This is a genomic window from Streptomyces sp. M41 (assembly GCF_043673425.1).
GTDB lineage: Bacteria > Actinomycetota > Actinomycetes > Streptomycetales > Streptomycetaceae > Streptomyces.
Window position 1 is genome coordinate 101,761 of sequence record NZ_JBIMKE010000004.1, and the last position, 23,073, is coordinate 124,833.

Annotated in this window: 21 protein-coding genes; 3 read left to right on the plus strand and 18 right to left on the minus strand. The window is 70.6% G+C overall.

Features of this window, described 5'->3' with window-relative positions:
- The first annotated feature begins 166 nt into the window (after window positions 1-166).
- Complete coding sequence (locus tag ACHBTE_RS06975) at window positions 167-712, plus strand: hypothetical protein (RefSeq protein ID WP_394722573.1); 546 nt, start codon at window positions 167-169, stop codon at window positions 710-712.
- A 292-nt stretch (window positions 713-1,004) separates the two neighbouring features.
- Here the strand turns inward: ACHBTE_RS06975 and ACHBTE_RS06980 are convergent, their stop codons facing one another.
- Window positions 1,005-3,164, minus strand: coding sequence for a primosomal protein N' (locus ACHBTE_RS06980; RefSeq protein ID WP_394722575.1), 2,160 nt, complete (start codon window positions 3,162-3,164; stop codon window positions 1,005-1,007).
- Between the two features lie 129 nt (window positions 3,165-3,293).
- On the opposite strand from ACHBTE_RS06980, the gene ACHBTE_RS06985 reads away from it, so the two are divergent.
- A complete protein-coding gene (locus ACHBTE_RS06985; RefSeq protein WP_394722577.1) occupies window positions 3,294-3,884 on the plus strand; it encodes a DUF6461 domain-containing protein in 591 nt (196 codons plus the stop codon).
- A 73-nt stretch (window positions 3,885-3,957) separates the two neighbouring features.
- On the opposite strand, the gene metK is transcribed toward ACHBTE_RS06985, so the two are convergent.
- The 13 genes from metK to pyrR form a co-directional block, all read right to left on the minus strand.
- Window positions 3,958-5,166: a methionine adenosyltransferase gene (gene metK / locus ACHBTE_RS06990; protein ID WP_394722578.1), complete on the minus strand. Its 1,209-nt coding sequence runs from the start codon at window positions 5,164-5,166 to the stop codon at window positions 3,958-3,960.
- A 238-nt stretch (window positions 5,167-5,404) separates the two neighbouring features.
- Window positions 5,405-6,607, minus strand: coding sequence for a bifunctional phosphopantothenoylcysteine decarboxylase/phosphopantothenate--cysteine ligase CoaBC (gene coaBC / locus ACHBTE_RS06995; RefSeq protein ID WP_394722580.1), 1,203 nt, complete (start codon window positions 6,605-6,607; stop codon window positions 5,405-5,407).
- Window positions 6,608-6,722: 115 nt separating this feature from the next.
- Window positions 6,723-6,995, minus strand: coding sequence for a DNA-directed RNA polymerase subunit omega (gene rpoZ, locus ACHBTE_RS07000; RefSeq protein ID WP_003988945.1), 273 nt, complete (start codon window positions 6,993-6,995; stop codon window positions 6,723-6,725).
- An 88-nt stretch (window positions 6,996-7,083) separates the two neighbouring features.
- A complete protein-coding gene (gene gmk / locus ACHBTE_RS07005) occupies window positions 7,084-7,641 on the minus strand; it encodes a guanylate kinase (RefSeq protein WP_394722583.1) in 558 nt (185 codons plus the stop codon).
- A 59-nt stretch (window positions 7,642-7,700) separates the two neighbouring features.
- On the minus strand, window positions 7,701-8,024 hold the full coding sequence (locus tag ACHBTE_RS07010; protein ID WP_003977346.1) for an integration host factor: 324 nt from the start codon (window positions 8,022-8,024) through the stop codon (window positions 7,701-7,703).
- 319 nt (window positions 8,025-8,343) lie between these two features.
- Entirely contained in the window at window positions 8,344-9,189 is an 846-nt protein-coding gene (gene pyrF, locus ACHBTE_RS07015) for an orotidine-5'-phosphate decarboxylase (protein ID WP_394722584.1), read from the minus strand.
- Entirely contained in the window at window positions 9,186-10,301 is a 1,116-nt protein-coding gene (locus tag ACHBTE_RS07020; RefSeq protein WP_394722585.1) for a quinone-dependent dihydroorotate dehydrogenase, read from the minus strand. Before ACHBTE_RS07020 ends, pyrF begins: the two co-directional genes overlap by 4 nt.
- A gap of 82 nt (window positions 10,302-10,383) precedes the next feature.
- Window positions 10,384-13,692 carry a carbamoyl-phosphate synthase large subunit gene (gene carB, locus ACHBTE_RS07025; RefSeq protein WP_394722586.1) on the minus strand — a complete coding sequence of 1,103 codons (3,309 nt, stop codon included), beginning with the start codon at window positions 13,690-13,692 and terminating at the stop codon, window positions 10,384-10,386.
- The gene (carA, locus tag ACHBTE_RS07030) at window positions 13,685-14,842 is read right to left on the minus strand and encodes a glutamine-hydrolyzing carbamoyl-phosphate synthase small subunit (RefSeq protein WP_394722587.1); all 1,158 of its coding nucleotides are present in this window, start codon (window positions 14,840-14,842) and stop codon (window positions 13,685-13,687) included. The genes carB and carA overlap by 8 nt, the downstream gene beginning before the upstream one ends.
- Entirely contained in the window at window positions 14,839-15,426 is a 588-nt protein-coding gene (locus tag ACHBTE_RS07035; protein WP_394722588.1) for a hypothetical protein, read from the minus strand. The genes carA and ACHBTE_RS07035 overlap by 4 nt, the downstream gene beginning before the upstream one ends.
- Window positions 15,423-16,709 (minus strand): dihydroorotase, encoded by a 1,287-nt coding sequence (locus ACHBTE_RS07040; protein WP_394722590.1) that lies wholly within the window; start codon window positions 16,707-16,709, stop codon window positions 15,423-15,425. The genes ACHBTE_RS07035 and ACHBTE_RS07040 overlap by 4 nt, the downstream gene beginning before the upstream one ends.
- A 4-nt stretch (window positions 16,710-16,713) precedes the next feature.
- Window positions 16,714-17,742 carry an aspartate carbamoyltransferase catalytic subunit gene (locus ACHBTE_RS07045; RefSeq protein ID WP_394722591.1) on the minus strand — a complete coding sequence of 343 codons (1,029 nt, stop codon included), beginning with the start codon at window positions 17,740-17,742 and terminating at the stop codon, window positions 16,714-16,716.
- A 103-nt stretch (window positions 17,743-17,845) separates the two neighbouring features.
- Complete coding sequence (gene pyrR / locus ACHBTE_RS07050; protein ID WP_394722592.1) at window positions 17,846-18,415, minus strand: bifunctional pyr operon transcriptional regulator/uracil phosphoribosyltransferase PyrR; 570 nt, start codon at window positions 18,413-18,415, stop codon at window positions 17,846-17,848.
- Between the two features lie 256 nt (window positions 18,416-18,671).
- Between pyrR and bldD the strand changes: the two genes are divergently transcribed.
- Window positions 18,672-19,175: a transcriptional regulator BldD gene (bldD, locus tag ACHBTE_RS07055; protein WP_019757325.1), complete on the plus strand. Its 504-nt coding sequence runs from the start codon at window positions 18,672-18,674 to the stop codon at window positions 19,173-19,175.
- A 222-nt stretch (window positions 19,176-19,397) separates the two neighbouring features.
- Here bldD and nusB read toward each other — a convergent pair whose 3' ends face one another.
- The 4 genes from nusB to ACHBTE_RS07075 all read right to left on the minus strand — a co-directional run bounded on the left by nusB (window position 19,398) and on the right by ACHBTE_RS07075 (window position 22,995).
- Window positions 19,398-19,832, minus strand: a complete 435-nt coding sequence (gene nusB / locus ACHBTE_RS07060; protein ID WP_394722594.1) for a transcription antitermination factor NusB — start codon at window positions 19,830-19,832, stop codon at window positions 19,398-19,400.
- 2 nt (window positions 19,833-19,834) lie between these two features.
- Window positions 19,835-20,401, minus strand: a complete 567-nt coding sequence (gene efp / locus ACHBTE_RS07065) for an elongation factor P (RefSeq protein ID WP_030048852.1) — start codon at window positions 20,399-20,401, stop codon at window positions 19,835-19,837.
- 59 nt (window positions 20,402-20,460) lie between these two features.
- The gene (locus ACHBTE_RS07070) at window positions 20,461-21,564 is read right to left on the minus strand and encodes an aminopeptidase P family protein (protein ID WP_394722595.1); all 1,104 of its coding nucleotides are present in this window, start codon (window positions 21,562-21,564) and stop codon (window positions 20,461-20,463) included.
- 486 nt (window positions 21,565-22,050) lie between these two features.
- Window positions 22,051-22,995, minus strand: coding sequence for an AAA family ATPase (locus ACHBTE_RS07075; RefSeq protein WP_394722596.1), 945 nt, complete (start codon window positions 22,993-22,995; stop codon window positions 22,051-22,053).
- Window positions 22,996-23,073 lie beyond the last annotated feature (78 nt).

Sequence of the window (23,073 nt, forward strand, 5' to 3'; positions counted from 1 at the left end):
CACGGCGCACGCACCTTCGCGCCGGGGCGTAGGCATATGCCCGTACGCCCCCAGTGCGTGACCCGCGGAGCGATCCCGCGTTGTCAAGGAAGAGTTGACCACATCGGGCCGCACACGCCGTCTTGGCGGCCCACTCCTTTTCAACGCCGGTTCGAGAGGCTTGTTCATGGCCGACCACGCAACCCACGACGCCCAGGCTCGGGCCAGCCTGCACTTGCTGGTGCGGGACATCGAGCGGGTCCGCCGGCAGGTGGACGCACTGCGCACGCTCACCGCCCAGCTGGGCAACGTCTACCGCCCCCGCCGCTCCGGTCCCTCCACGGGCTTCGTCGTCTATGGGCGCGCTCCCGCCCCGACCGTCCGTCTCGCCCAGGAGCTGCGGGACAGTGTCGAGACCCTGGTCACGGCTGCCGTGGACTTCGACCGCTCGCTCGGCTTCTCCTGGGACGCGGTGGGTTCCGCCCTCGGCGTCACCAAGCAGGCGGTACACCGCCGTTACGGCGCGCGCCGCGCCGCCGCGCAGGCAGCGGCCGACCCCGAGCGCACGACCGAGCCCACGGGAACCCGCACGGTCAACGTCGCGACCGCCCCCCTCCCCACGGTGCCCACCGTCCCCGCGGCCCGCTCGATGCCGACGCAGCCGACGGCCGGCAGTCCCGGTCTGCGCGACGAGGCCAGGCCCACCGCCTTCCCCGGCCCCCGCAACGGCTGAGCCCCCCGCACTCTGCCCTCCCGGAGCGCACCCGGGAGGGCAGACCCATGCAAGCCCCGGTCACCCGACGTCGACCCGATCAACCCCGGACGTCACCCGACGTCGACCCGATCAACCCCGAACCAAGGGCGTGCCCCAGCCTCGGGCCGCGGCGCCGCACACGCCATCCACCCGGCCTACGCGGCCTTCAACGCAGACGCAGCACACCCCCCACCCCCGGGCGACACCCGGATCAAGGCCCGGTCCCAGCCTCCCCTCCGAGCGGCAACACCCCACGCGCCAGGCGAGAACGTCACCCGATATCGGGCGGATCAATCCGCACCCGAACCCGCACCACAGCCTCCCCACCCCCACGCGCCATCCGCGCCGCCTGCGCGGCCTTCAACGCGGACGCCAAGGCAGCCCCACTCCCGGGCGGCACCCGGATCAAGGCCCGGTCCCAGTGCTCGCCGGGCGGCGGTGCCCCCGCGCGCCGCGGTCGGCCCGCGGCCGTGACGGGCAACGGCACGGGCCCCAACACCTCTGCGTCCGACGGCAGTTCGACCGCGCTGAGGAACTCGGCGACGGCCTCCCCCGGCCCGGCGACGGAAGCCATCCGCGACACCGGCGGAAACCCCAGCTCGGCCCGCTCGGCAAGCTCGCGCAGCGCGTGCCCCACGGGATCCCATCGCACCAGTGCCTGCACGGGCCGCAGCGTGGGCTCGGCGACGACGACCACGGTCCCTCCGGCACCCTGCGGCCGTACCAGCGCGGCGGCACCGATCCACCGCCGCAACGCGTCCTCCCCGGCCCGCAGATCGGGCCGCCCGAGCATGGCCCAGCCATCCAGCAGCAGGGCCGCCGCATACCCCCCCTCGGAGACGGGCTCGGCTCCCGGTGTGCTCACGACCAGCGACGGCGTGTCCGGCACGGTGTCCAGCACATGCTCACGCCCGGAGGTCCGCACCGGAACGGCAGGGAAGGCCCTCCCGAGCTCCTCGGCGGTCCGCCGCGCCCCCACGACCTGGGCCCGCAACCGGAAGCCACCGCACTCCGGACAGTGCCAGGCCCCTTCGTCCCGTCCGCACCAGCCGCAGCGCAGAGCGGCTCCGGAGCCCTGTGCCTCCAGCGGCCCGGAACAGTGCCGGCACCGCGCGGGTGCCCGGCAGTTGGCGCACGCCATCCTCGGTACATAGCCCCGTCGGGGCACCTGCACGAGAACCGGACCGTGCCGCAGCCCCTCCCGCACTGCCTGCCAGGCGAGAGTCGGCAGCCGGGCGGCTCGCGCGGCCTCGTCCCGGGCGAGATCCTGATCCCCCACGGTCCGTACGAGCGGGGCGGCCCCCCGCATCTGTTCCCGCCCGGCAACGAGGGGCCGGGCCCAGCCGCTCTCGACGAGCTGCGCGGCCTCGACGGTGCAGCTCCAACTCCCCAGCAGAAAGCCGCACTTGTCCTGCGCCGCTCGCAGGAGCAGGACCTCACGCGCATGCGGCTGAGGCGCGTGCTGCTCGCTGTGACTGTCGTCCCCGTCGTCCCACAGGGCGACCAGTCCGAGATTCTGCACGGGTGCGAACATGGCGGCCCTAGTCCCGACGACAGCCCGTACGGACCCCCGCCGCACCGCGAGCCACTCCCGGTACCGCTTCTCCGGTCCGGCATCGGCGGTCAGCACCGCATGCCGCCCTTCGCCCATCAGCGCGGTCAGAGCGGCATCGACCCGTGCGACGGCCCGCCCGTCCGGCAGAACGACGAGCGCGCCCCGCCCGCCAGCCAGCGTCGCGACCACGGCACGGGCCAGTTCCTCGCTCCACTCGGGCCCCGGAAGCGCGTTCCACACGGCTCGTGGCGCGCCTCCGGCGGCCAGTGCCTCCAGAAACGCCGCCCCCCGCTCGTACCGCCCCCATGAGCCCGCTTCCGGCGCGCCGGGCGGCGCGAGCGCCTGCGGCGAAGGCCGTTTCTCGGCCCGAGCGCTGCGCGGCGGCACGGCCAGCTGCAACACGTCGGCCAGCCCACCGGCATACCGGTCGGCGACGGCCCGCGCGAGCCCGAGCAGCTCCTCGCTCAGCACCCGCTCGGGCGACACGACCTGCGCGAGCGCCGCGAGGGGTCCGGCGTAGTCGGACTCGGCCAGGCGTGCGACGAGGAAGCCGTCGATGAGTCCCCCGCCTTCACGCCGCCCTTCCCGGACCCGCCCCCGCCCGGCCCCGAACCGCACCCGCACCCGCACCCCGGGCTGCGCGTCGGCGTCCAGCTCCTTCGGCACGGCATAGTCGAAGTACCGGTCGAGATGCAGCACGCCCTTGTCGACCAGCACCCGGGCGACCGGCAACTCCGCCGCGAGCGCGGCCCCTCGCCACGTCCTGGGCTTGGCCCGCGGCCCCTTGGCCTGCCGCACACTCTCCCGAATGAGCGCGAGCTGCTCGGCCGACGCCCCTTCGACGCCGCCCTTGCCGTTCTCGTCCTCGCTGCTCACACCAGCATTCCTACCAAACTCCACTGACAACCGACGGCGTCCATCGACCGGCGCGACCGCGACTGCGACTGCCGCTCCGGCCACGGCCACGGGCTCGGTGCGTCAGTGGGGCATGGCAGCATCTCGCCCATGTCGAGTACGCATACCGGCCGGGGCCTGGATCATTTCCGCGCGGACATCCCCGTCTACACGCTGACCTTCACCAAGGGCTTGTCGCCCGTGGAGCTGCTGAACCGTATGGGAGCCGATGCGGACACCCTCGCGCTACGCGATGTCGCCGACCTCGACGACGACTTCGGTGACACCCTGCTCGACGAGGACGAGCCGGTGGTGACCACCGGCACCGACGGCGCATGGACATGGGCTTGGGAACAAGGCGGTGGCCACGGACTGGACGAACGGATCCTGTCCGCGGTCTCGCTGGGCACCGAGGCCGTCGCGCTGCACTACAACGAGAAGCCGATGCACTGGTTCAAGTACGCGGTCGACGGCGACCTCGTCGTCGGCTTCCATACTCTTGAGCCGATCGCTCCGACCGGTCTGGACCCACGGCGGCTCGATCGGTTCATGCGTCCGCTCGGCCTCGTTGCGCGGCAGCCCGCCCCGCCGGACAGCGTCCTCGCTCTCGCGGAGAACGCCTTCGGGCTGCGGGTGACCCCGGCCGGGGACGACGAGCACCGCTGGAGCGGCAGCCTGAGGAGACTGCCTGACGAGGCATAGAACCAAGCCGCCAAGCTCGAGGCCCGGCCCCCGAAGGGGAGCCGGGCATCGCAGCAACCAGCGGGAGTGGGCCTTACAGCCCCACAGCCTTCCGCAGCGCCTCCACGCGGTCCGTCCGCTCCCAGGTGAACTCCGGCAGCTCGCGGCCGAAGTGGCCGTAGGCCGCCGTCTGGGCGTAGATCGGGCGGAGCAGGTCCAGGTCGCGGATGATCGCGGCCGGGCGGAGGTCGAAGACCTGGTCGATGGCCTTCTCGATCTTCTCAGCGTCGATCTTGGCCGTGCCGAAGGTCTCGACGAACAGGCCGACCGGCTCGGCCTTGCCGATCGCGTACGCCACCTGCACCTCGCAGCGGGAGGCCAGGCCGGCCGCGACGACGTTCTTGGCGACCCAGCGCATCGCGTACGCCGCCGAGCGGTCCACCTTGGACGGGTCCTTGCCGGAGAAGGCACCACCGCCGTGGCGGGCCATGCCGCCGTAGGTGTCGATGATGATCTTCCGGCCGGTGAGACCCGCGTCACCCATCGGGCCGCCGATCTCGAAGCGGCCGGTGGGGTTGACCAGCAGACGGTAGCTCTCGGTGTCCAGCTTGATGCCGTCGTCGAGGAGGGCCTTCAGCTCCGGCTCGACCACGAACTCCCGGATGTCGGGCGCGAGCAGGGAGTCGAGGTCGATGTCGCTCGCGTGCTGCGAGGAGACCACGACCGTGTCCAGGCGGACCGCCTTGTCGCCGTCGTACTCGATGGTGACCTGCGTCTTGCCGTCCGGGCGCAGGTAGGGGATGGTGCCGTTCTTGCGGACCTCGGAGAGGCGCTTGGACAGGCGGTGCGCGAGGAAGATGGGCAGCGGCATCAGCGTCGGCGTCTCGTCCGTCGCGTAGCCGAACATCAGGCCCTGGTCACCGGCGCCCTGCCGGTCCAGCTCGTCCTCGTCGCCCTCGACCCGGGACTCGTACGCAGTGTCCACGCCCTGCGCGATGTCGGGCGACTGCGAGCCGATGGAGACCGAGACACCGCAGGAGGCGCCGTCGAAGCCCTTCTTCGAGGAGTCGTAGCCGATCTCGAGGATCTTGTTGCGAACCAGCGTCGCGATGTCCGCGTACGTCTTGGTCGTGACCTCGCCGGCCACATGCACCAGACCGGTTGTGATCAGGGTCTCTACGGCTACGCGGGACGTGGGGTCCTCGCGCAGAAGCGCGTCGAGAATGGTGTCGCTGATCTGGTCAGCGATCTTGTCGGGGTGACCTTCGGTCACGGACTCCGAGGTGAACAGGCGACGGGACACAACGCTCCCTGTGGTTGCAGCGGCTGCTGGCTGATCATTGGCGGACGGGACGGGGGCTGCGCCCGGCGTCGTCCGAGGACAGTTTATCTGTCGTGCTCGGTCACGGACCCCCTGTCTCGCCTCTCGGGAGCGCTGTGACCTGCGGCACGGGCATTCTGCCCAATGTCACGCGCCCTGGCCAGGGGCGCCACACCCGAATCGAGCGATGCTCGAAGGAAGTTCGCGACGCATCACACATTCATCCGAACCGCCGCGTCACCAGGTCCCATACGGTTTCGGCCAGGGCCTCCTTGGGCCCGTACGGCACCGGGGTCTCGCTCCCGTCGGCGCCCAGGACGACCGCCTCGTTCTCCTCCGAGCCGAATGTCTTGCGCTCGCCCACCTCGTTCACCACAAGCAGATCGCACCCCTTGCGTGCCAGCTTCCTGCGGCCGTTGGCGAGCACGTCGTCCGTCTCGGCGGCGAAGCCGACGATCACCTGGCCGGGGCGGGCGCGCTCGGTCGAGATCTCGGCGAGGATGTCCGGATTCCGCAGCAGGGCGATGGGCTCCGGCTCCTGGTCGTCCTTCTTCTTGATCTTCCCCATGGCGTAGGCGGCCGGGCGGAAGTCCGCGACGGCCGCCGCCATCACCACCGCGTCGGCGTCCGCGGCGGCCTTGAGGACCGCCTCCCGCAGCTGCACGGCCGTGCCGACCTGGACGACGTCCACGCCCGCCGGGTCCGCCAGCCCGGTGTTGGCCGCGATCAGCGTGACCCGGGCGCCCCGGGCGGCAGCCGTACGGGCCAGGGCATAGCCCTGCTTGCCGGAGGAGCGGTTGCCGAGGAAGCGGACGGGGTCGAGCGGCTCGCGCGTGCCTCCGGCGCTGACGACGACATGGCGGCCCTCGAAGTCCGGCTCGGTGCCGCCCCGGGCCAGGACCCGGCGGGCGACCTCGAAGATCTCGGCCGGGTCGGGCAGCCGGCCCTTGCCGGTGTCGACGCCGGTGAGGCGGCCGACGGCGGGCTCGATGACCACGGCGCCGCGTCGACGCAGCGTCGCCACGTTCTCCTGGGTGGCCGGGTGCTCCCACATCTCGGTGTGCATGGCGGGGGCGAAGACGACGGGGCAGCGGGCGGTGAGCAGCGTGTTGGTCAACAGGTCGTCGGCGAGGCCGTGGGCGGCCCTGGCGAGCAGGTCGGCCGTGGCGGGGGCGACGATCACCAGGTCGGCGTGCTGTCCGATGCGGACGTGCGGGACCTCGTCGACGTCGTCCCAGACCTCCGTGGAGACCGGCTTGCCGGAGAGGGCGGACCAGGTGGCGGCGCCGACGAAGTGCAGCGCGGAGGCGGTGGGCACGACGCGTACGTCATGGCCGGACTCGGTGAGTCTGCGCAGCAGCTCACAGGCCTTGTACGCGGCGATGCCGCCACTGACCCCCAGAACGACCTTCGGCTTGTCCACCGTCTCTCCCCGTCTCTCCCCGGACTCGGCAACGTACGACTCCACTACACACCACAGGCCCGGCAGTCGCGCTGCCGGGCCTGTGGAAAAGTCAGCTGCAAGCTGTAAATCGTACTTACTGCGCCGGACCCTCGACGGCCTCGGACGTCAGCAGACCCGCGTTGATCTCGCGCAGGGCGATCGAGAGCGGCTTCTCGTGGACGTGGGTGTCGACGAGCGGACCGACGTACTCGAGGAGGCCCTCGCCGAGCTGCGAGTAGTACGCGTTGATCTGGCGGGCCCGCTTGGCCGCGTAGATCACGAGGCTGTACTTCGAGTCGGTGGCCTCGAGGAGCTCGTCGATCGGCGGGTTGATGATGCCCTCGGGCGCGGAGATGGAAGAGGACACGCTCTACCTTCCGATGGGTGGGAAAGAATCAGTGTGAATGATCGAGGCGAATGACCGGCCTGAACTATCGACGATCACGCAACCACGATCACACAACGTCCATCAAGGCTAGCAGCTCGCGCGCCACGTCCTCGACGGAGGTGTTGACCAAGGTCACATCGAACTCCGGCTCCGCCGCGAGCTCGACCTTCGCCGCGTCCAGGCGGCGCTCGATCACCTCGGGCGGCTCGGTGCCGCGTCCGGTGAGTCTGCGCACGAGCTCCTCCCAGGAGGGAGGAGCCAGGAACACCAGCTGAGCCTCCGCCATGGACTCGCGGACCTGCCGGGCACCCTGGAGGTCGATCTCGAGGAGGACGGGTTCGCCCGCCTCCAGCCGCTCCAGCACGGCCGCACGCGGCGTGCCGTAACGGTTGCCGGCGAACTCGGCCCACTCCAGCAGCTCGCCGTTGGCGATCAGCTTGTCCATCTCGTCGTCGGTGACGAAGAAGTAGTGGACTCCGTGCTGCTCGCCGGGGCGGGGCTTGCGGGTCGTGGCCGACACCGAGAGCCAGACCTCGGGGTGTTCCTTGCGCATATGGGCGACGACCGTGCTCTTGCCGACCCCCGAAGGGCCGGAGAGCACGGTCAGCCGCGGACGTTCACTCATGCAGCGATTATTCCAGCAATCCCGGAGTGCCCGGGACTCCCGGTCCGGAAGGCCCGGACTCAGGAGCCGGTGCTGCCGAACTCACGCTCCAGGGAGGCGATCTGGTTCGAGCCGAGGCCGCGCACGCGGCGGCTCTCGGAGATCCCGAGTCGCTCCATGATCTGCTTGGCGCGGACCTTGCCCACGCCCGGCAGGGACTCGAGCAGGGCGGAGACCTTCATCTTGCCGATGACGTCGTTCTCCTGGCCCTGCTTGATGACCTCGTGCAGGGAGGCGCCGGAGTGCTTGAGTCGATTCTTGACCTCGGCCCGCTCCCGGCGAGCCGCGGCGGCCTTTTCGAGCGCGGCTGCGCGCTGTTCAGGGGTAAGGGGCGGAAGAGCCACGCCTACGTCACCTCGGATGTCGAACTGTCGGATACGGACCGGTGAGGAACCTAGTCGCCCCACACCTGGGGAGCCACGAGCAACACGCTGCCCGTTCTCCCCCACTGCTTGAAGAGCGTGGGAGGTGCCCCCACTCGTCGGAGACTAGCGGGCAAGTCCGCCAGAGTCAGCGAGAACAGCGGAAAAGTCCTGGTCAGCCTCCGTCAGGTCGGACATTTAGGACATAATGCCCTGGATTTGAGGATGTATTCAGACTCAAGTAGTCCTCGAGTCACTCCTCGGGGGACCCGCGCGAGCGATTCGAACGCCTCGGCGGCGGTCAGTGTGCCGAAACGGCGGCCACGATCTCCTCCGCGAAGCGTGACGAGGCATCACGCAGCGCGACGACGTCGGGCCCGTGGCGCAGCACGCCCCGGCTGACGTTCGGGACGACATTGCGCACCGCGGCGCCGAAGACCCGGGGCAGGTCCGCCGGAGTGGCGCCCTGCGCGCCGATGCCGGGCGCGAGGAGCGGTCCGTTGATGTCGAGGTCGTACGTCGACAGGTCACCGAGCGTGGCGCCGACCACGGCCCCGAAGGACCCCATGGGCTCCTCCCCCACGTTCTCCGCCGCCAGATGCGCCAGCATCGTCGCGCCGACGTTGCGGCCGTCCGCGCGCACCGCGTGCTGGACCTCGCCGCCCTCCGGGTTGGAGGTGAGCGCGAGCACGAAGAGGCCGGCGCCGCTCTCGCGGGCCAGCGCGACGGCCGGGGAGAGCGAGCCGTAGCCGAGATACGGGGAGACGGTCAGCGCGTCCGAGAACAGCGGGGAGTCCTTGTGGAGGAAGCTCTCCGCGTACGCGGCCATGGTCGAGCCGATGTCGCCGCGCTTGGCATCCATCACCACCAGCGCACCGGCCGCCCGAGCCTCCGCCACCGACTTCTCCAGGACCGCGACGCCCCGGGAGCCGAAGCGCTCGAAGAAGGCGCTCTGCGGCTTGAGCACGGCCACCCGGTCGGCCGTCGCCTCGACGACCGTGCGGCTGAACCGCTCCAGGCCGGCCACGTCGTCGTTCAGGCCCCACTCGGCGAGCAGGGACGCGTGCGGATCGATTCCGACGCACAGGGGGCCGCGCTCGTCCATCGCGCGGCGCAGCCGGGCACCGAAGGGCTCCAGAGCACTCATGCGGTCTTCCTTGCCTTCCTGACGTCGGCACCGACTGCGTCGGCGAGGGTGTCGTACGGGCTGGTGCGCAGGCGTGCGGCGAGCCCCTTGTGGACGGCGCGGCTCCAGAAGGGCCCCTCGTAGACGAAGGCGCTGTACCCCTGGACGAGCGTGGCGCCCGCCAGGATCCGCTGCCAGGCGTCCTCGGCGTTCTCGATGCCGCCGACGCCCACGAGGGTGATCTCGTCGCCCACGCGCGCGTACAGGCGCCGCAGCACCTCGAGAGAGCGCGCCTTCAAGGGTGCGCCGGAGAGTCCGCCGGTCTCCTTCACCCGTGAGGGTTCGGATTTCAAACCGAGGCCCTCGCGCGCGATGGTGGTGTTGGTGGAGATGATCCCGTCCAGGCCGAGCTCGACGGCCAGGTCGGCGACCGCGTCGATGTCCTCGTCGGCGAGGTCGGGCGCGATCTTCACCAGGAGCGGGACCCGGCGGTCGGTCACCGTACGGTCCGCGGCCTCGCGAACGGCGCTCAGCAGGGGGCGCAGGGACTCGGTGGCCTGGAGGTTGCGCAGGCCGGGCGTGTTGGGCGAGGAGACGTTGACCACCAGGTAGTCGGCGTACGGCGCCAGCCGCTCGGTCGACTTCACGTAGTCGCCGACGGCCTCCGCCTCGGGGACGACCTTGGTCTTTCCGATGTTGACGCCGACCACCGTCCTGAAGACGGGCGTACGGGAGGCCAGGCGGGCGGCGACGGCCAGCGAGCCCTCGTTGTTGAAGCCCATGCGGTTGATCAGCGCCCGGTCCTTCACGAGCCGGAACAGCCGCCTCTTGGGGTTGCCGGGCTGGGCCTCCCCCGTGACCGTGCCGATCTCGACGTGGTCGAAGCCGAGCATCGACATCCCGTCGATCGCGACCGCGTTCTTGTCGAAGCCGGCGGCCAGCCCGAAGGGGCCGTGCATGCGCAGCCCGAAGGCCTCGGTGCGCAGCTCCTTGTAGCGGGGCGCGAGTGCGGCGGCGACGAACGTGCGCAGTACGGGGATGCGGACGGCGAGGCGGATCCAGCGGAAGGCCAGGTGGTGAGCCTGCTCCGGGTCCATCCGTTGGAAAACCAGACGGAAGAAAAGCTTGTACATCTCAGGAGTCCTCTTGGTCCTCATGAGGGTGGGTGCCCTCATGAAGAGGGGGACACCGTTTCCGGTGTCCCCCTCGGGGCTGTCAGTCGCGGGCCGCGATCAGGTGTTCCGCGTGTTCCTGGAGCGAGCGGACGCCCACGTCTCCGTGGTTGAGGGCGTCGATGCCCTGGACGGCGGCGGCGAGCGCCTGGACCGTCGTCAGGCAGGGCACGGAGCGTGCCACGGCCGCCGTACGGATGTCGTAGCCGTCGAGGCGACCGCCGGTGCCGTACGGGGTGTTGACGATGAGGTCGACCTCGCCGTCGTGGATGAGCTGGACGATGGTCTTCTCGCCGTTCGGGCCGGTGCCCTCGGACTGCTTGCGCACGACGGTGGCGTTGATGCCGTTGCGCTTGAGGACCTCGGCGGTGCCGGAGGTGGCCATCAGCTCGAAGCCGTGGGCGACCAGCTCGCGCGCCGGGAAGATCATCGAGCGCTTGTCGCGGTTGGCGACCGAGATGAAGGCGCGGCCCTTGGTCGGCAGCGGGCCGTACGCGCCCGCCTGCGACTTGGCGTACGCGGTGCCGAAGACGGAGTCGATGCCCATGACCTCGCCGGTGGAGCGCATCTCCGGGCCGAGGACGGTGTCGACGCCGCGGCCGTGGATGTCGCGGAAGCGCGACCACGGCATGACGGCCTCCTTGACGGAGATCGGCGCGTCGAGCGGCAGTTCGCCGCCGTCGCCGGTCGCCGGAAGGAGCCCCTCGGCGCGCAGTTCGGCGATGGTCGCGCCCAGCGAGATCCGGGCGGCGGCCTTGGCCAGCGGCACCGCGGTCGCCTTCGAGGTGAAGGGGACGGTGCGGGACGCGCGCGGGTTGGCCTCCAGGACGTACAGGATGTCGCCGGCCATCGCGAACTGGATGTTGATCAGGCCGCGCACTCCGACGCCCTTGGCGATGGCCTCGGTCGAGGCGCGCAGGCGCTTGATGTCGAAGCCGCCCAGGGTGATCGGAGGCAGTGCGCACGCCGAGTCGCCGGAGTGGATGCCGGCCTCCTCGATGTGCTCCATGACGCCGCCGAGGTAGAGCTCCTGGCCGTCGTAGAGGGCGTCCACGTCGATCTCGATCGCGTCGTCGAGGAAGCGGTCGACCAGTACCGGACGCGAGGGGCTGATCTCGGTCGACTCGGCGATGTAGGACGACAGCCGGGTCTCGTCGTACACGATTTCCATGCCGCGCCCGCCGAGGACGTACGACGGCCGCACCAGGACCGGGTATCCGATCTCGTCGGCGATGGCCTTGGCCTCGGCGAAGGTGGTGGCCGTGCCGTGCTTGGGGGCCGGCAGGCCGGCTTCCGCCAGCACGCGCCCGAAGGCGCCCCGGTCCTCGGCCGCGTGGATGGCCTCGGGCGAGGTGCCCACGATCGGCACGCCGTTGTCCTTGAGCGCCTGCGACAGACCCAGCGGGGTCTGGCCGCCCAGCTGCACCACGACACCGGCGATCGGGCCGGCCAGCGACTCCGCGTGGACGATCTCCAGCACGTCTTCCAACGTGAGCGGCTCGAAGTACAGCCGGTCGGAGGTGTCGTAGTCCGTGGACACGGTCTCCGGGTTGCAGTTGACCATGACCGTCTCGAACCCGGCGTCGCTCAGCGCGAAGGAGGCGTGCACGCAGGAGTAGTCGAACTCGATGCCCTGGCCGATGCGGTTCGGGCCGGAGCCCAGGATGATCACCGCGGGCTTCTCGCGCGGAGCGACCTCGGTCTCCTCGTCGTAGGAGGAGTAGAAGTACGGCGTCTTCGCGGCGAACTCGGCGGCGCAGGTGTCGACCGTCTTGTAGACCGGGCGGATGCCGAGCGCGTGCCGGACCTCGCGGACGACGTCCTCGCGCAGGCCGCGGATCTCGGCGATCTGCTGGTCGGAGAAGCCGTGCCGCTTGGCCTCGGCGAGCAGGTCGGAGGTGAGCTCCGGGGCCTCGGCGAGCTCGTCGGCGATCTCCTTGATCAGGAAGAGCTGGTCGACGAACCAGGGGTCGATCTTCGTGTACTCGAAGACCTCCTCGGGCGTGGCGCCCGCGCGGATGGCCTGCATGACCGCGTTGATCCGGCCGTCGGTGGGCCGTACGGCCTCGCGCAGCAGCTCGGTCTTGTCGCCGGGCTCGCCGACGAAGGTGAACTGGCTGCCCTTCTTCTCCAGCGAGCGCAGCGCCTTCTGGAAGGCCTCGGTGAAGTTGCGGCCGATGGCCATGGCCTCGCCGACCGACTTCATGGTGGTGGTCAGCGTGGAGTCGGCCTGCGGGAACTTCTCGAAGGCGAAGCGGGGAGCCTTGACGACGACGTAGTCGAGCGTGGGCTCGAAGGAGGCGGGCGTCTCCTGGGTGATGTCGTTCGGGATCTCGTCGAGGGTGTAGCCGACGGCCAGCTTGGCGGCGATCTTGGCGATCGGGAAGCCGGTCGCCTTGGAGGCGAGCGCCGACGACCGCGACACGCGCGGGTTCATCTCGATGACGATCACACGACCGTCCTCGGGGTTCACCGCGAACTGGATGTTGCAGCCGCCGGTGTCGACGCCGACCTCGCGGATGACGGCGATGCCGATGTCGCGCAGGACCTGGTACTCGCGGTCGGTGAGCGTCATCGCGGGCGCGACGGTGATCGAGTCACCGGTGTGCACGCCCATCGGGTCGAAGTTCTCGATGGAGCAGACGACCACGACGTTGTCGTGCTTGTCGCGCATCAGCTCCAGCTCGTACTCCTTCCAGCCGAGGATGGACTCCTCCAGGAGCACCTCGGTGGTGGGCGAGAGCGTGAGGCCCTGACCGGCGATGCGGCGCAGCTCCTCCTCGTCGTGCGCGAAGCCGGAGCCGGCGCCGCCCATGGTGAAGGAGGGGCGGACGACGACCGGGTAGCCGCCGAGCGTCTCGACGCCCGCGAGGACGTCCTCCATGGAGTGGCAGATGACCGAGCGGGCGGACTCACCGTGGCCGATCTTCTGGCGTACGGCCTCGACGACCTCCTTGAAGAGGTCGCGGTCCTCGCCCTTGTTGATGGCCTCGACATTGGCGCCGATCAGTTCGACGCCGTACTTCTCGAGCGTCCCCGCCTCGTGCAGCGAGATGGCCGTGTTGAGGGCCGTCTGGCCGCCCAGGGTGGGCAGCAGCGCGTCGGGGCGCTCCTTGGCGATGATCTTCTCGACGAACTCGGGGGTGATCGGCTCGACGTAGGTGGCGTCGGCGATCTCCGGGTCGGTCATGATCGTCGCCGGGTTGGAGTTCACGAGGATGACCCTGAGGCCCTCGGACTTGAGGACCCGGCACGCCTGGGTGCCGGAGTAGTCGAACTCGGCGGCCTGGCCGATGACGATCGGGCCGGAGCCGATGACCAGGACGGACTGGATATCGGTGCGCTTAGGCACGCTGGCCCTCCATCAGGGATACGAAGCGGTCGAACAGGTAGGCGGCGTCGTGCGGGCCGGCTGCCGCTTCGGGGTGGTACTGGACGCTGAAGGCCGGCTTGTCGAGGAGCTGGAGCCCTTCCACCACGTTGTCGTTCAGGCAGACGTGGGAGACCTCGGCGCGGCCGAAGGGGGTGTCGGAGACCTTGTCGGTCGGGGCGTCGACGGCGAAGCCGTGGTTGTGCGCGGTGACCTCGACCTTGCCGGTCGTGCGGTCCTGCACGGGCTGGTTGATGCCGCGGTGGCCGTACTTCAGCTTGTAGGTGCCGAAGCCGAGCGCGCGGCCCAGGATCTGGTTGCCGAAGCAGATGCCGAAGAGCGGGGTGCCGCGCTCCAGGACCGCCTGCATCACGGAGACCGGGTGGTCGGCGGTGGCCGGGTCGCCGGGGCCGTTGGAGAAGAACACACCGTCCGGGTTCACGGCGAAGACGTCCTCGGCGCTCGCCGTCGCGGGCAGCACATGCACCTCGATGCCGCGCTCGGCCATGCGGTGCGGGGTCATGCCCTTGATGCCGAGGTCGACGGCGGCGACGGTGAACTTCTTCTCGCCGATCGCCGGGACGACGTACGCCTCCTTGGTGGCGACCTCGGCGGAGAGGTCGGCGCCCTTCATCTCGGGGGCCTGGCGGACCTCGGCGAGCATGGTGCCCTCGTCGGGCAGGGCGTTGCCGGAGAAGATGCCGACGCGCATGGCGCCGCGCTCGCGCAGATGGCGGGTGAGGGCGCGGGTGTCGATGCCGGAGATTCCGACGACGCCCTGGGCGCGCAGCTCGTCGTCCAGGGAGCGCCGGGAGCGCCAGTTGGACGGCACGCGCGCGGGGTCGCGCACGACGTAGCCGGCGACCCAGATCTGCTTGCTCTCCGGGTCCTCGTCGTTGACGCCGGTGTTGCCGACGTGCGGGGCGGTCATCACGACGACCTGGCGGTGGTACGACGGGTCGGTGAGGGTCTCCTGGTAGCCGGTCATGCCGGTGGAGAACACGGCCTCGCCGAAGGTCACCCCCACGGCCCCGTAGGCACGGCCGCGGAAGATGCGGCCGTCCTCCAGGACGAGTACGGCGGGAGCCGCCTTGTGCCTCTGGGAGGCGGTCCCCTGGATGGAGGTCGTCATCGTTCGGCGCCTTCCGTGCTGTTGGTGTTGATCATGGAGTTAATGACGTCGACCCACTCGTTGTGCTCCGCCGCGTGGTCGGAGCGGAAGCCGGAGTCGATCAGCCGTTCGCCGTGCGCCCAGGTCACGACGAGCAGTCCGCCCTCGGTCAGGACCTTGCCGGCGATGCCCTTGTCGAGCCGGGCCTCGCGCAGCCGGCCGGCCGGGACGAAGAAGTCGGCCGCGCCGGGGCGTACGACGTCCAGTCCCGCGTCCGTCAGCGTGAGCTCGACCCGGCTGCGGGTGCCGAGGCCGTGGGCCACGATGCGGTCCAGCCACTGACCTGCCGTGGTGGAGCCGTGGTAGCGACCGCTCATGCTCAGTCTGGCGGGGCCGGGGTCGTCCGGCGCGCTGGGCAGCTCGGGCAGGTCGCCCTGGAGGGTGCCGCGCCACTTCCAGCCCTCGCGCATCAGCCAGTAGACGAGCGCGACGAAGAGAGCGAGTCCGACGACCCAGCCGATGCGCGCGGCCCAGTCGGTCACGTCGGCCGACTTCTGTTCGGCCGCGAGTCCGGTTCCGGCTGCGAGCAGTGTTGCAGGTGTCACGTGAGCTTCCCGTCGACGAGCGTGGCCTTGCCCCGGAGCCACGTGTGCGTGACACGGCCCGGCAGCTCACGCCCCTCGTACGGAGTGTTGCGGCTGCGCGAGGCGAAGCCCGCGGGGTCCACGGACCCACGGTATTCCGTGTCGACGAGCGTGAGGTTGGCGGGCTCACCAGCCGAGACGGGACGGCCGTGGCCCTTCGCCTGCCCGATCTCGGCGGGCTTGGAGGACATCCGCTCGGCGACCCCGGTCCAGGTGAGGAGCCCGGTGTCCACCATCGTCTCCTGGACCACTGACAACGCGGTCTCCAGGCCGACCATGCCCATGGCGGCGGCGGCCCACTCGCAGTCCTTGTCCTCGTGCGGGTGCGGGGCGTGGTCGGTGGCGACGATGTCGATGGTGCCGTCGGCGAGAGCCTCGCGCAGCGCCATCACGTCACGCTCGGTGCGCAGCGGCGGGTTCACCTTGTAGACCGGGTTGTAGGTGCGCACCATCATGTCGGTGAGGAGCAGGTGGTGCGGGGTGACCTCGGCGGTGACGTCGATGCCGCGGGACTTGGCCCAGCGCACGATCTCCACCGAGCCGGCGGTCGACAGGTGGCAGATGTGGACGCGCGAGCCGACGTGCTCGGCGAGCAGCACGTCCCGGGCGATGATCGACTCCTCGGCCACCGCGGGCCAGCCGCCGAGACCCAGCTCGGCGGAGACGACACCCTCGTTCATCTGGGCGCCCTCGGTCAGCCGCGGCTCCTGCGCGTGCTGGGCGACGACACCGCCGAAGGCCTTCACGTACTCCAGGGCGCGGCGCATGATCACGGCGTCGTCCACGCACTTGCCGTCGTCGGAGAAGACGGTGACGCCGGCGGCCGACTCGTGCATGGCGCCCAGCTCGGCGAGCTTCTTGCCCTCCAGGCCGACGGTGACGGCGCCGATGGGCTGCACGTCGCAGTAGCCGCCTTCCTGGCCGAGCCGGTAGACCTGCTCGACCACGCCGGCGGTGTCGGCGACCGGGAAGGTGTTGGCCATGGCGAAGACGGCCGTGAAACCGCCGGAGGCAGCCGCGCGCGTGCCGGTCAGCACGGTCTCGGAGTCCTCGCGTCCGGGCTCGCGCAGGTGGGTGTGCAGGTCCACGAGCCCCGGCAGGAGCACCTTGCCGGCCGCCTCGACGACCTGGGCGCCCTCGGCGCTCAGACCGGTACCGACCTCGGCGATGGTCCCGCCGTCGATCAGCACGTCCTGCGGCTCGCCGCCGAGCACCTTCGCACCACGGATCAGGATCTTGCTCATCTGCTTACTTCTCCTCGGTACGGGATTCAGAGGCGGGCGCGGAGCGCCTCGTTGCAAGGGCGGTGGTGGGCGACGGGTGGGCGGCGGCCGGTTCGTTTCCGCCGAGCAGCAGGTACAGAACGGCCATCCGGATGGAGACTCCGTTTGCGACCTGCTCGATCGCGGTGCAGCGTTCCGAGTCGGCGACCTCGGCGGTGATCTCCATGCCCCGCACCATCGGGCCGGGGTGCATCACGATCGCGTGCTCGGGCATCCGGGCCATACGGTCGCCGTCGAGGCCGTAGCGCCGCGAGTACTCACGTTCGGTCGGGAAGAAGGCGGCGTTCATGCGCTCGCGCTGCACGCGCAGCATCATCACCGCGTCGGACTTGGGAAGGACTGCGTCGAGGTCGTACGACACCTCGCAGGGCCAGGTCTCCACGCCGACCGGCACCAGGGTGGGCGGCGCGACCAGGGTGACCTCGGCGCCCAGGGTGTGCAGCAGGTCGACGTTGGAGCGGGCGACCCGGCTGTGCAGGACGTCGCCGACGAGCGTGATGCGCCGCCCCGCGAGGTCCTGCCCGAGCCCGGCGTCCCGGCCCACGAGCCGGCGGCGCATCGTGAAGGCGTCCAACAGGGCCTGGGTGGGGTGCTGGTGGGTGCCGTCGCCGGCGTTGATGACGGCGGCGTCGATCCAGCCGGAGTTGGCGAGGCGGTACGGCGCTCCGGAGGCACCGTGCCGGATGACGACGGCGTCGACGCCCATGGCCTCCAGGGTCTGGGCGGTGTCCTTCAGGGACTCCCCCTTGGACACGCTCGACCCCTTGGCCGAGAAGTTGATCACATCCGCGGACAGCCGCTTCTCGGCCGCCTCGAAGGAGATCCGCGTGCGGGTGGAGTCCTCGAAGAAGAGGTTCACCACCGTGCGACCGCGCAGGGTCGGCAGCTTCTTGATCGGCCGGTCGGCGACCCTGGCCATCTCCTCGGCGGTGTCGAGGATCAGGACGGCGTCGTCGCGGGTGAGGTCGGCGGCCGAGATGAGATGACGCTGCATCTGTCAGGCTCCGTAAGGCAGTTCAGTCAGGAGAATTCGGGTGGCACGCGCGCGTGGAAGCGCGCCGAGCGGGCGCACGGCAGCGCCGCACACCTGCCGCGTGCTACTGGGGCTGCTTCGCACCGAGCAGCACGGTGTCGCGACCGTCCTCCTCGGCGAGCTGGACCTTGACCGTCTCCCGCAACGACGTGGGGAGGTTCTTGCCGACGTAGTCGGCACGGATGGGCAGTTCGCGGTGGCCGCGGTCGACGAGGACCGCGAGCTGGACCGCGCGCGGACGCCCGATGTCGTTCAGGGCGTCGAGGGCGGCACGGATGGTGCGGCCGGAGAAGAGGACGTCGTCGACGAGGACGACCAGGCGGCCGTCGATGCCGTCGCCGGGGATCTCCGTGCGGGCCAGCGCACGCGGCGGGTGCATGCGCAGGTCGTCGCGGTACATGGTGATGTCGAGCGAGCCGACCGGGATCTTCCGCTCGGTGATCTGCTCGAGCTTGGCGGCGAGCCGCTGGGCGAGGAAGACGCCGCGGGTCGGAATACCGAGGAGCACCACGTCGTCGGCGCCCTTGGCGCGCTCGACGATCTCGTGGGCGATGCGGGTCAACACCCGCGCGATGTCAGGGCCTTCGAGAACGGGCCGGGCATCGGACGCTTGCGTGTCCTGTTGCCTGTCCATACGAAAGGGACCTCCTTCTCCGCCTCACGGGACGGACCTTAAAGGACGTCTGGTTTGCGCCATCCACCGTAGCAGGCCGAGGAGACCCCTCCGTTCACCCCCTTGGCCTAATCGGCCACCGATAGCACGGAAGCGTCGGTGTGGACCATTCGGCTTGACGCACCAGAGTCACGCTGCGTAACCTCACAGTGAGTTACCAGCCGCGCGGCCTGGAACCCAAAATCCAGTCGCGTCGACACAGTGTCCGGGGAGCTATATGTCCAGCGAATACGCCAAACAGCTCGGGGCCAAGCTCCGGGCCATCCGCACCCAGCAGGGCCTTTCCCTCCACGGTGTCGAGGAGAAGTCCCAGGGTCGCTGGAAGGCCGTGGTGGTCGGTTCGTACGAGCGCGGTGACCGTGCCGTGACCGTGCAGCGCCTAGCCGAGCTGGCGGATTTCTACGGCGTTCCGGTGCAGGAACTGCTGCCGGGCACCACGCCGGGCGGGGCCGCCGAGCCGCCGCCGAAGCTGGTCCTCGACCTGGAGCGACTGGCCCACGTGCCGGCCGAGAAGGCGGGACCCCTCCAGCGGTACGCGGCGACGATCCAGTCGCAGCGCGGTGACTACAACGGCAAGGTGCTCTCGATCCGCCAGGACGACCTGCGCACACTCGCCGTCATCTACGACCAGTCGCCCTCGGTCCTCACCGAGCAGCTGATCAGCTGGGGTGTGCTGGACGCCGACGCGCGTCGTGCGGTCACCCACGCCGAGGAGAGCTGAGCGCTCACCGCGAGTCGACCCACTCCGCAGAAACGTGCCGCCGGGGTGGCCGGAACTTTACGGTTCCGGCCACCCCGGCGGCGTTCTGCGGGCCTGGTGGGGCCCCGATGGGCCCCTGTGGCCCACATACGCCGGAGGGCCCGCAGCGTGGATGCTGCGGGCCCTCCGGCGATTTCCAGGACTCAGGACTCAGGCCTCAGGAACAACTCAGGCCTCAGGAACTCAGGCTTCCTCGCGTCGCAGCGAGGGCTTGAGGTCCTTGAGCCGGCCGAGCAGGCCGTTGACGAACGCGGGCGACTCGTCCGTGGAGAACTCCTTCGCCACTTGCACCATCTCGTCGAGAACGACCGCGTCCGGGGTCTCGTCGACCCAGATCAGTTCGTACGCGCCGAGACGCAGGATGTTGCGGTCCACGACCGGCATCCGGTCTAGCGTCCAACCGACGGAGTACTGCGCGATCAGCTCGTCGATGCGCTTCGCGTGCCCCGCGTAGCCCTCGACCAGCTGCATCGTGTACTCGCTCACCGGCGGCTGCCGGGTGTCGGTCCGGGAGAGCCGGATCCAGTCCGCGAGGACCGTCAGGACGTCGGCGCCGCGCTGGTCTGCCTCGAAGAGGATCTGGAAGGCGCGCTTGCGGGCCGTGTTGCGGGCAGCCACGGTTAGCTGTTCACCCGGCCGAGGTAGTCGCTCGTACGGGTGTCGACCTTGATCTTCTCACCGGTGGTGATGAAGAGCGGGACCTGGATCTGATGACCGGTCTCCAGGGTGGCGGGCTTGGTGCCGCCGGTGGAGCGGTCGCCCTGGACGCCCGGCTCGGTCTCCTGGATGACGAGCTCGACGGCGGCCGGCAGCTCGACGAAGAGCACCTCGCCCTCGTGCTGCGCGACGGTGGCGGTGAAGCCCTCGATCAGGAAGTTGGCGGCGTCGCCGACGGCCTTGCGGTCGACCATGAGCTGGTCGTAGGTCTCCATGTCCATGAAGACGAAGTAGTCGCCGTCCATGTAGGAGAACTGCATGTCGCGCTTGTCGACAGTGGCCGTCTCGACCTTGACGCCGGCGTTGAAGGTCTTGTCGACCACCTTGCCGGACAGCACGTTCTTGAGCTTGGTGCGCACGAAGGCCGGGCCCTTGCCGGGCTTGACGTGCTGGAACTCGACGACGGACCAGAGCTGGCCGCCTTCGAGCTTGAGCACCATGCCGTTCTTGAGGTCGTTCGTGGAAGCCACGGTTGCGGAATCTCCTGGACTGACGTGGACGACCCCGGCGCACGCGCGTAGCCGATGAGCTAGAGCGCGAGCAGCTCCTTGGTCGTGATGGTGAGTAGCTCGGGTCCGCCGTCCGCCTCGGGGCGGACGACGAGCGTGTCATCGATCCGGACGCCGCCCCGGCCCGGGAGGTGGACCCCCGGTTCGACGGTGACCGGCACGCAAGCGTCCAGTTTACCCATGGCCGCGGGACCCAACTGAGGGTCCTCGTCGATTTCGAGCCCGACGCCATGACCGGTGAGGGCCGGCAGCCCCTCGTGGTACCCGGCGGAATCCAGCACCTGACGTGCGGCACGGTCCACGTCGCGGTAGGCGACGCCGGGCGCCAGGGACTCCCGTCCGGCGCGCTGAGCGGCGAAGACGAGGTCGTACAACTCGATCTGCCAGTCGGCGGGAGAGGTGCCGATGACGAATGTACGGCCGATCTCGCAGCGGTAGCCGCGATACGTGGCCCCCAGACAGACGGAGAGGAAGTCGCCCTCCTCGACCCGGCGGTCGGTGGGCCGGTGGGCTCGTCGGCCGGCGTTCGGGCCGGTGGCGACGGACGTACGGAAGGCGGGGCCGTCGGCGCCGTGATCGACCAGGCGTCGTTCGAGCTCCAGTGCGAGGTGACGTTCCGTGCGGCCGACGAGGATGGATTCGAGGAGTTCCCCGAGGGCCTGGTCGGCGATCTCGGCACCGATCCTGAGGCAGGAGATCTCCTCCTCGTCCTTGACCACCCGGAGCTGCTCCACGGCTCCGCCGAGGTCGGACAGACGCAGGAGCGGGACGACCGAGCGGATGGCTCTGTGACGGGCCACGGTCAGGTGGTGTTCCTCCACGGCGAGGCAGGCCCCGCCCTGAGCGGCGGCGAGGTCGGCGGCGGCGACGGCGGGGTCTCCGGCGCCGGGGAGGGCGTGGATCCGCAGGCTCTCGTCCGGGCGGCCCTCACCGGGCCGGTCGTCGGGCGGGCTGGTGCACACGAGCAGGTCTTCGGTCTTGCCGAGAAGCAGCACGGAGCCCTGCGGGGCGGCGCCCGCGAGGTAGCGGACGTTGGCGGGGCGGGAGATCAGCGCGGTGGCGCTGCCGCCGGCTTGGCAGCGGTCCCTCAGCCGGGATCGGCGGGTGGCGTACGCCTCTGACATGACCCGAGCGTATGAGCTCCGCGGGGTTGGCGCCGGTTGAGGGCGGCTGAGTGGGCGGTGGGGTGAGGCGGGGCCGGGTTGGGGGTGGGGGTGGGGTTGTGTTTCGGGTGCGGGTGCGTGGGGCTCGTCGCGCAGTTCCCCGCGCCCCTTGGGGCGTATGCGTGGGCGGCGGCCTGGTTGTGAGGGTGGGTGCGGGTGCGTGGGGGTTGAGCGCGCAGTTCCCCGCGCCCCCGAAGGCGTGGGCGCGAGCGGTGCCCTGGCAGTGAGGGTGGGTTGGGGGTGGTGTGCCGGGCGCGGGTACGTGGGGGCTCATCGCGCAGTTCCCCGCGCCCCTTGGGGCGTATGCGTGGGCGGGGGCCTGGTTGTGAGGGTGGGTGCGGGTGCGTGGGGGTTGAGCGCGCAGTTCCCCGCGCCCCTTAGGGCGTGTGCGTGGGCGGTGTCCGAGTTGGGGCTCCTCGTGTCACCTGCGTGGGCCGGTGCCGCTCGTCACCAGGTCGGTGGGCTGGCGATTGATCTTGCCAGTACGTCGTCCAGGAGCTGGGCCGTCTGAGGGACGTCCAGTTGGGAGTTGTCGATGATCGGGAGGCCGGAGCCGTACCAGCCGGCCATGCGGCCGTGGATGCGGGCGACCTCCTCGTCGGTGAGGCGGCGGTTGCCGGTGCGTTCGGCGTTGCGCTCCAGGACGATCTCCAGGCCCGGGAGCAGGACGACGGGGAGGAGGCCGGGGCCCACGTGGCGCTTCCAGCCGCCGAGGCCCACGACCGGGCGGTCGGGGAAGACCGCGTCGTCGAGGATGCACGAGATGCCGTTGGCCAGGAAGTTGCGCGCGGCGAAGCCGCAGGTGCGGCGGGCCAGGCGGTACTGGGCCTCGGAGTGGTCGTTCCACCCGGACTGGGGGTCGGCGAAGCCCGAACGGACCCACTCGCGCACGTCGTCGAGGCTGATGTGGGCCGTGGGGACCCGGCGATGGTCGGCCCAGTACTTGGCGACGCTCGTTTTGCCGGCGCCGGCCGGTCCGATGAGCAGCACCGCGAGGGTGGTGGTCGTCGGGTCGGGGGCCGCGGCGGCGGGCGGGGTGCTCGGTACGGCGACGGGGCCGCCGGGCGGGAGCGGGACGTGGCCCGTGGTCTCGGGGGCGGGCGGCCCCGAGGCGGGGTGCGTCGCGGGCGGGACCGGGCCGGGGCCGGGGGGTGCGAAGCCCGGTGCTGGAGGTGGCGGCGGGGCGGTGCCCGGGTGCGGGGGAGGTCCCTGGTGCTGGTGCTGGGCAGGCGCCTGGTGCTGGGGTGGCCCCTGGTGTGCGGCGGAGCCGTGCTGTGGGGCAGGTTGCTGGGGCGTGCCCGGGTGGTGCTGTCCCGGGTGTTGTGCGGCCGGTGACCAACCGTGCCCCGACTGGTGGGGCGGCGGCAGCGGAGACCCCACTGCATGCTGCATCCGGTGCCACTCCGTCTCGTCTTACTGGGCCATTGTCGCTGGCAGCAGGGCACGAACCCCACGCGCTACCGAACGGTA

Coding starts and splice junctions, on each gene's coding strand:
- ACHBTE_RS06975 (WP_394722573.1), top strand. CDS start 167: ATGGCCGACCACGCAACCCACGACGCCCAGGCTCGGGCCAGCCTGCAC.
- ACHBTE_RS07045 (WP_394722591.1), bottom strand. CDS start 17,742: ATGCAGCGTCATCTCATCTCGGCCGCCGACCTCACCCGCGACGACGCC.
- carA (WP_394722587.1), bottom strand. CDS start 14,842: ATGACGACCTCCATCCAGGGGACCGCCTCCCAGAGGCACAAGGCGGCT.
- ACHBTE_RS07070 (WP_394722595.1), bottom strand. CDS start 21,564: ATGTCAGAGGCGTACGCCACCCGCCGATCCCGGCTGAGGGACCGCTGC.
- gmk (WP_394722583.1), bottom strand. CDS start 7,641: ATGAGTGAACGTCCGCGGCTGACCGTGCTCTCCGGCCCTTCGGGGGTC.
- ACHBTE_RS07020 (WP_394722585.1), bottom strand. CDS start 10,301: ATGTACAAGCTTTTCTTCCGTCTGGTTTTCCAACGGATGGACCCGGAG.
- ACHBTE_RS06985 (WP_394722577.1), top strand. CDS start 3,294: ATGTCGAGTACGCATACCGGCCGGGGCCTGGATCATTTCCGCGCGGAC.
- ACHBTE_RS07075 (WP_394722596.1), bottom strand. CDS start 22,995: ATGCAGCATGCAGTGGGGTCTCCGCTGCCGCCGCCCCACCAGTCGGGG.
- ACHBTE_RS07040 (WP_394722590.1), bottom strand. CDS start 16,709: ATGAGCAAGATCCTGATCCGTGGTGCGAAGGTGCTCGGCGGCGAGCCG.
- pyrR (WP_394722592.1), bottom strand. CDS start 18,415: ATGGACAGGCAACAGGACACGCAAGCGTCCGATGCCCGGCCCGTTCTC.
- bldD (WP_019757325.1), top strand. CDS start 18,672: ATGTCCAGCGAATACGCCAAACAGCTCGGGGCCAAGCTCCGGGCCATC.
- pyrF (WP_394722584.1), bottom strand. CDS start 9,189: ATGAGTGCTCTGGAGCCCTTCGGTGCCCGGCTGCGCCGCGCGATGGAC.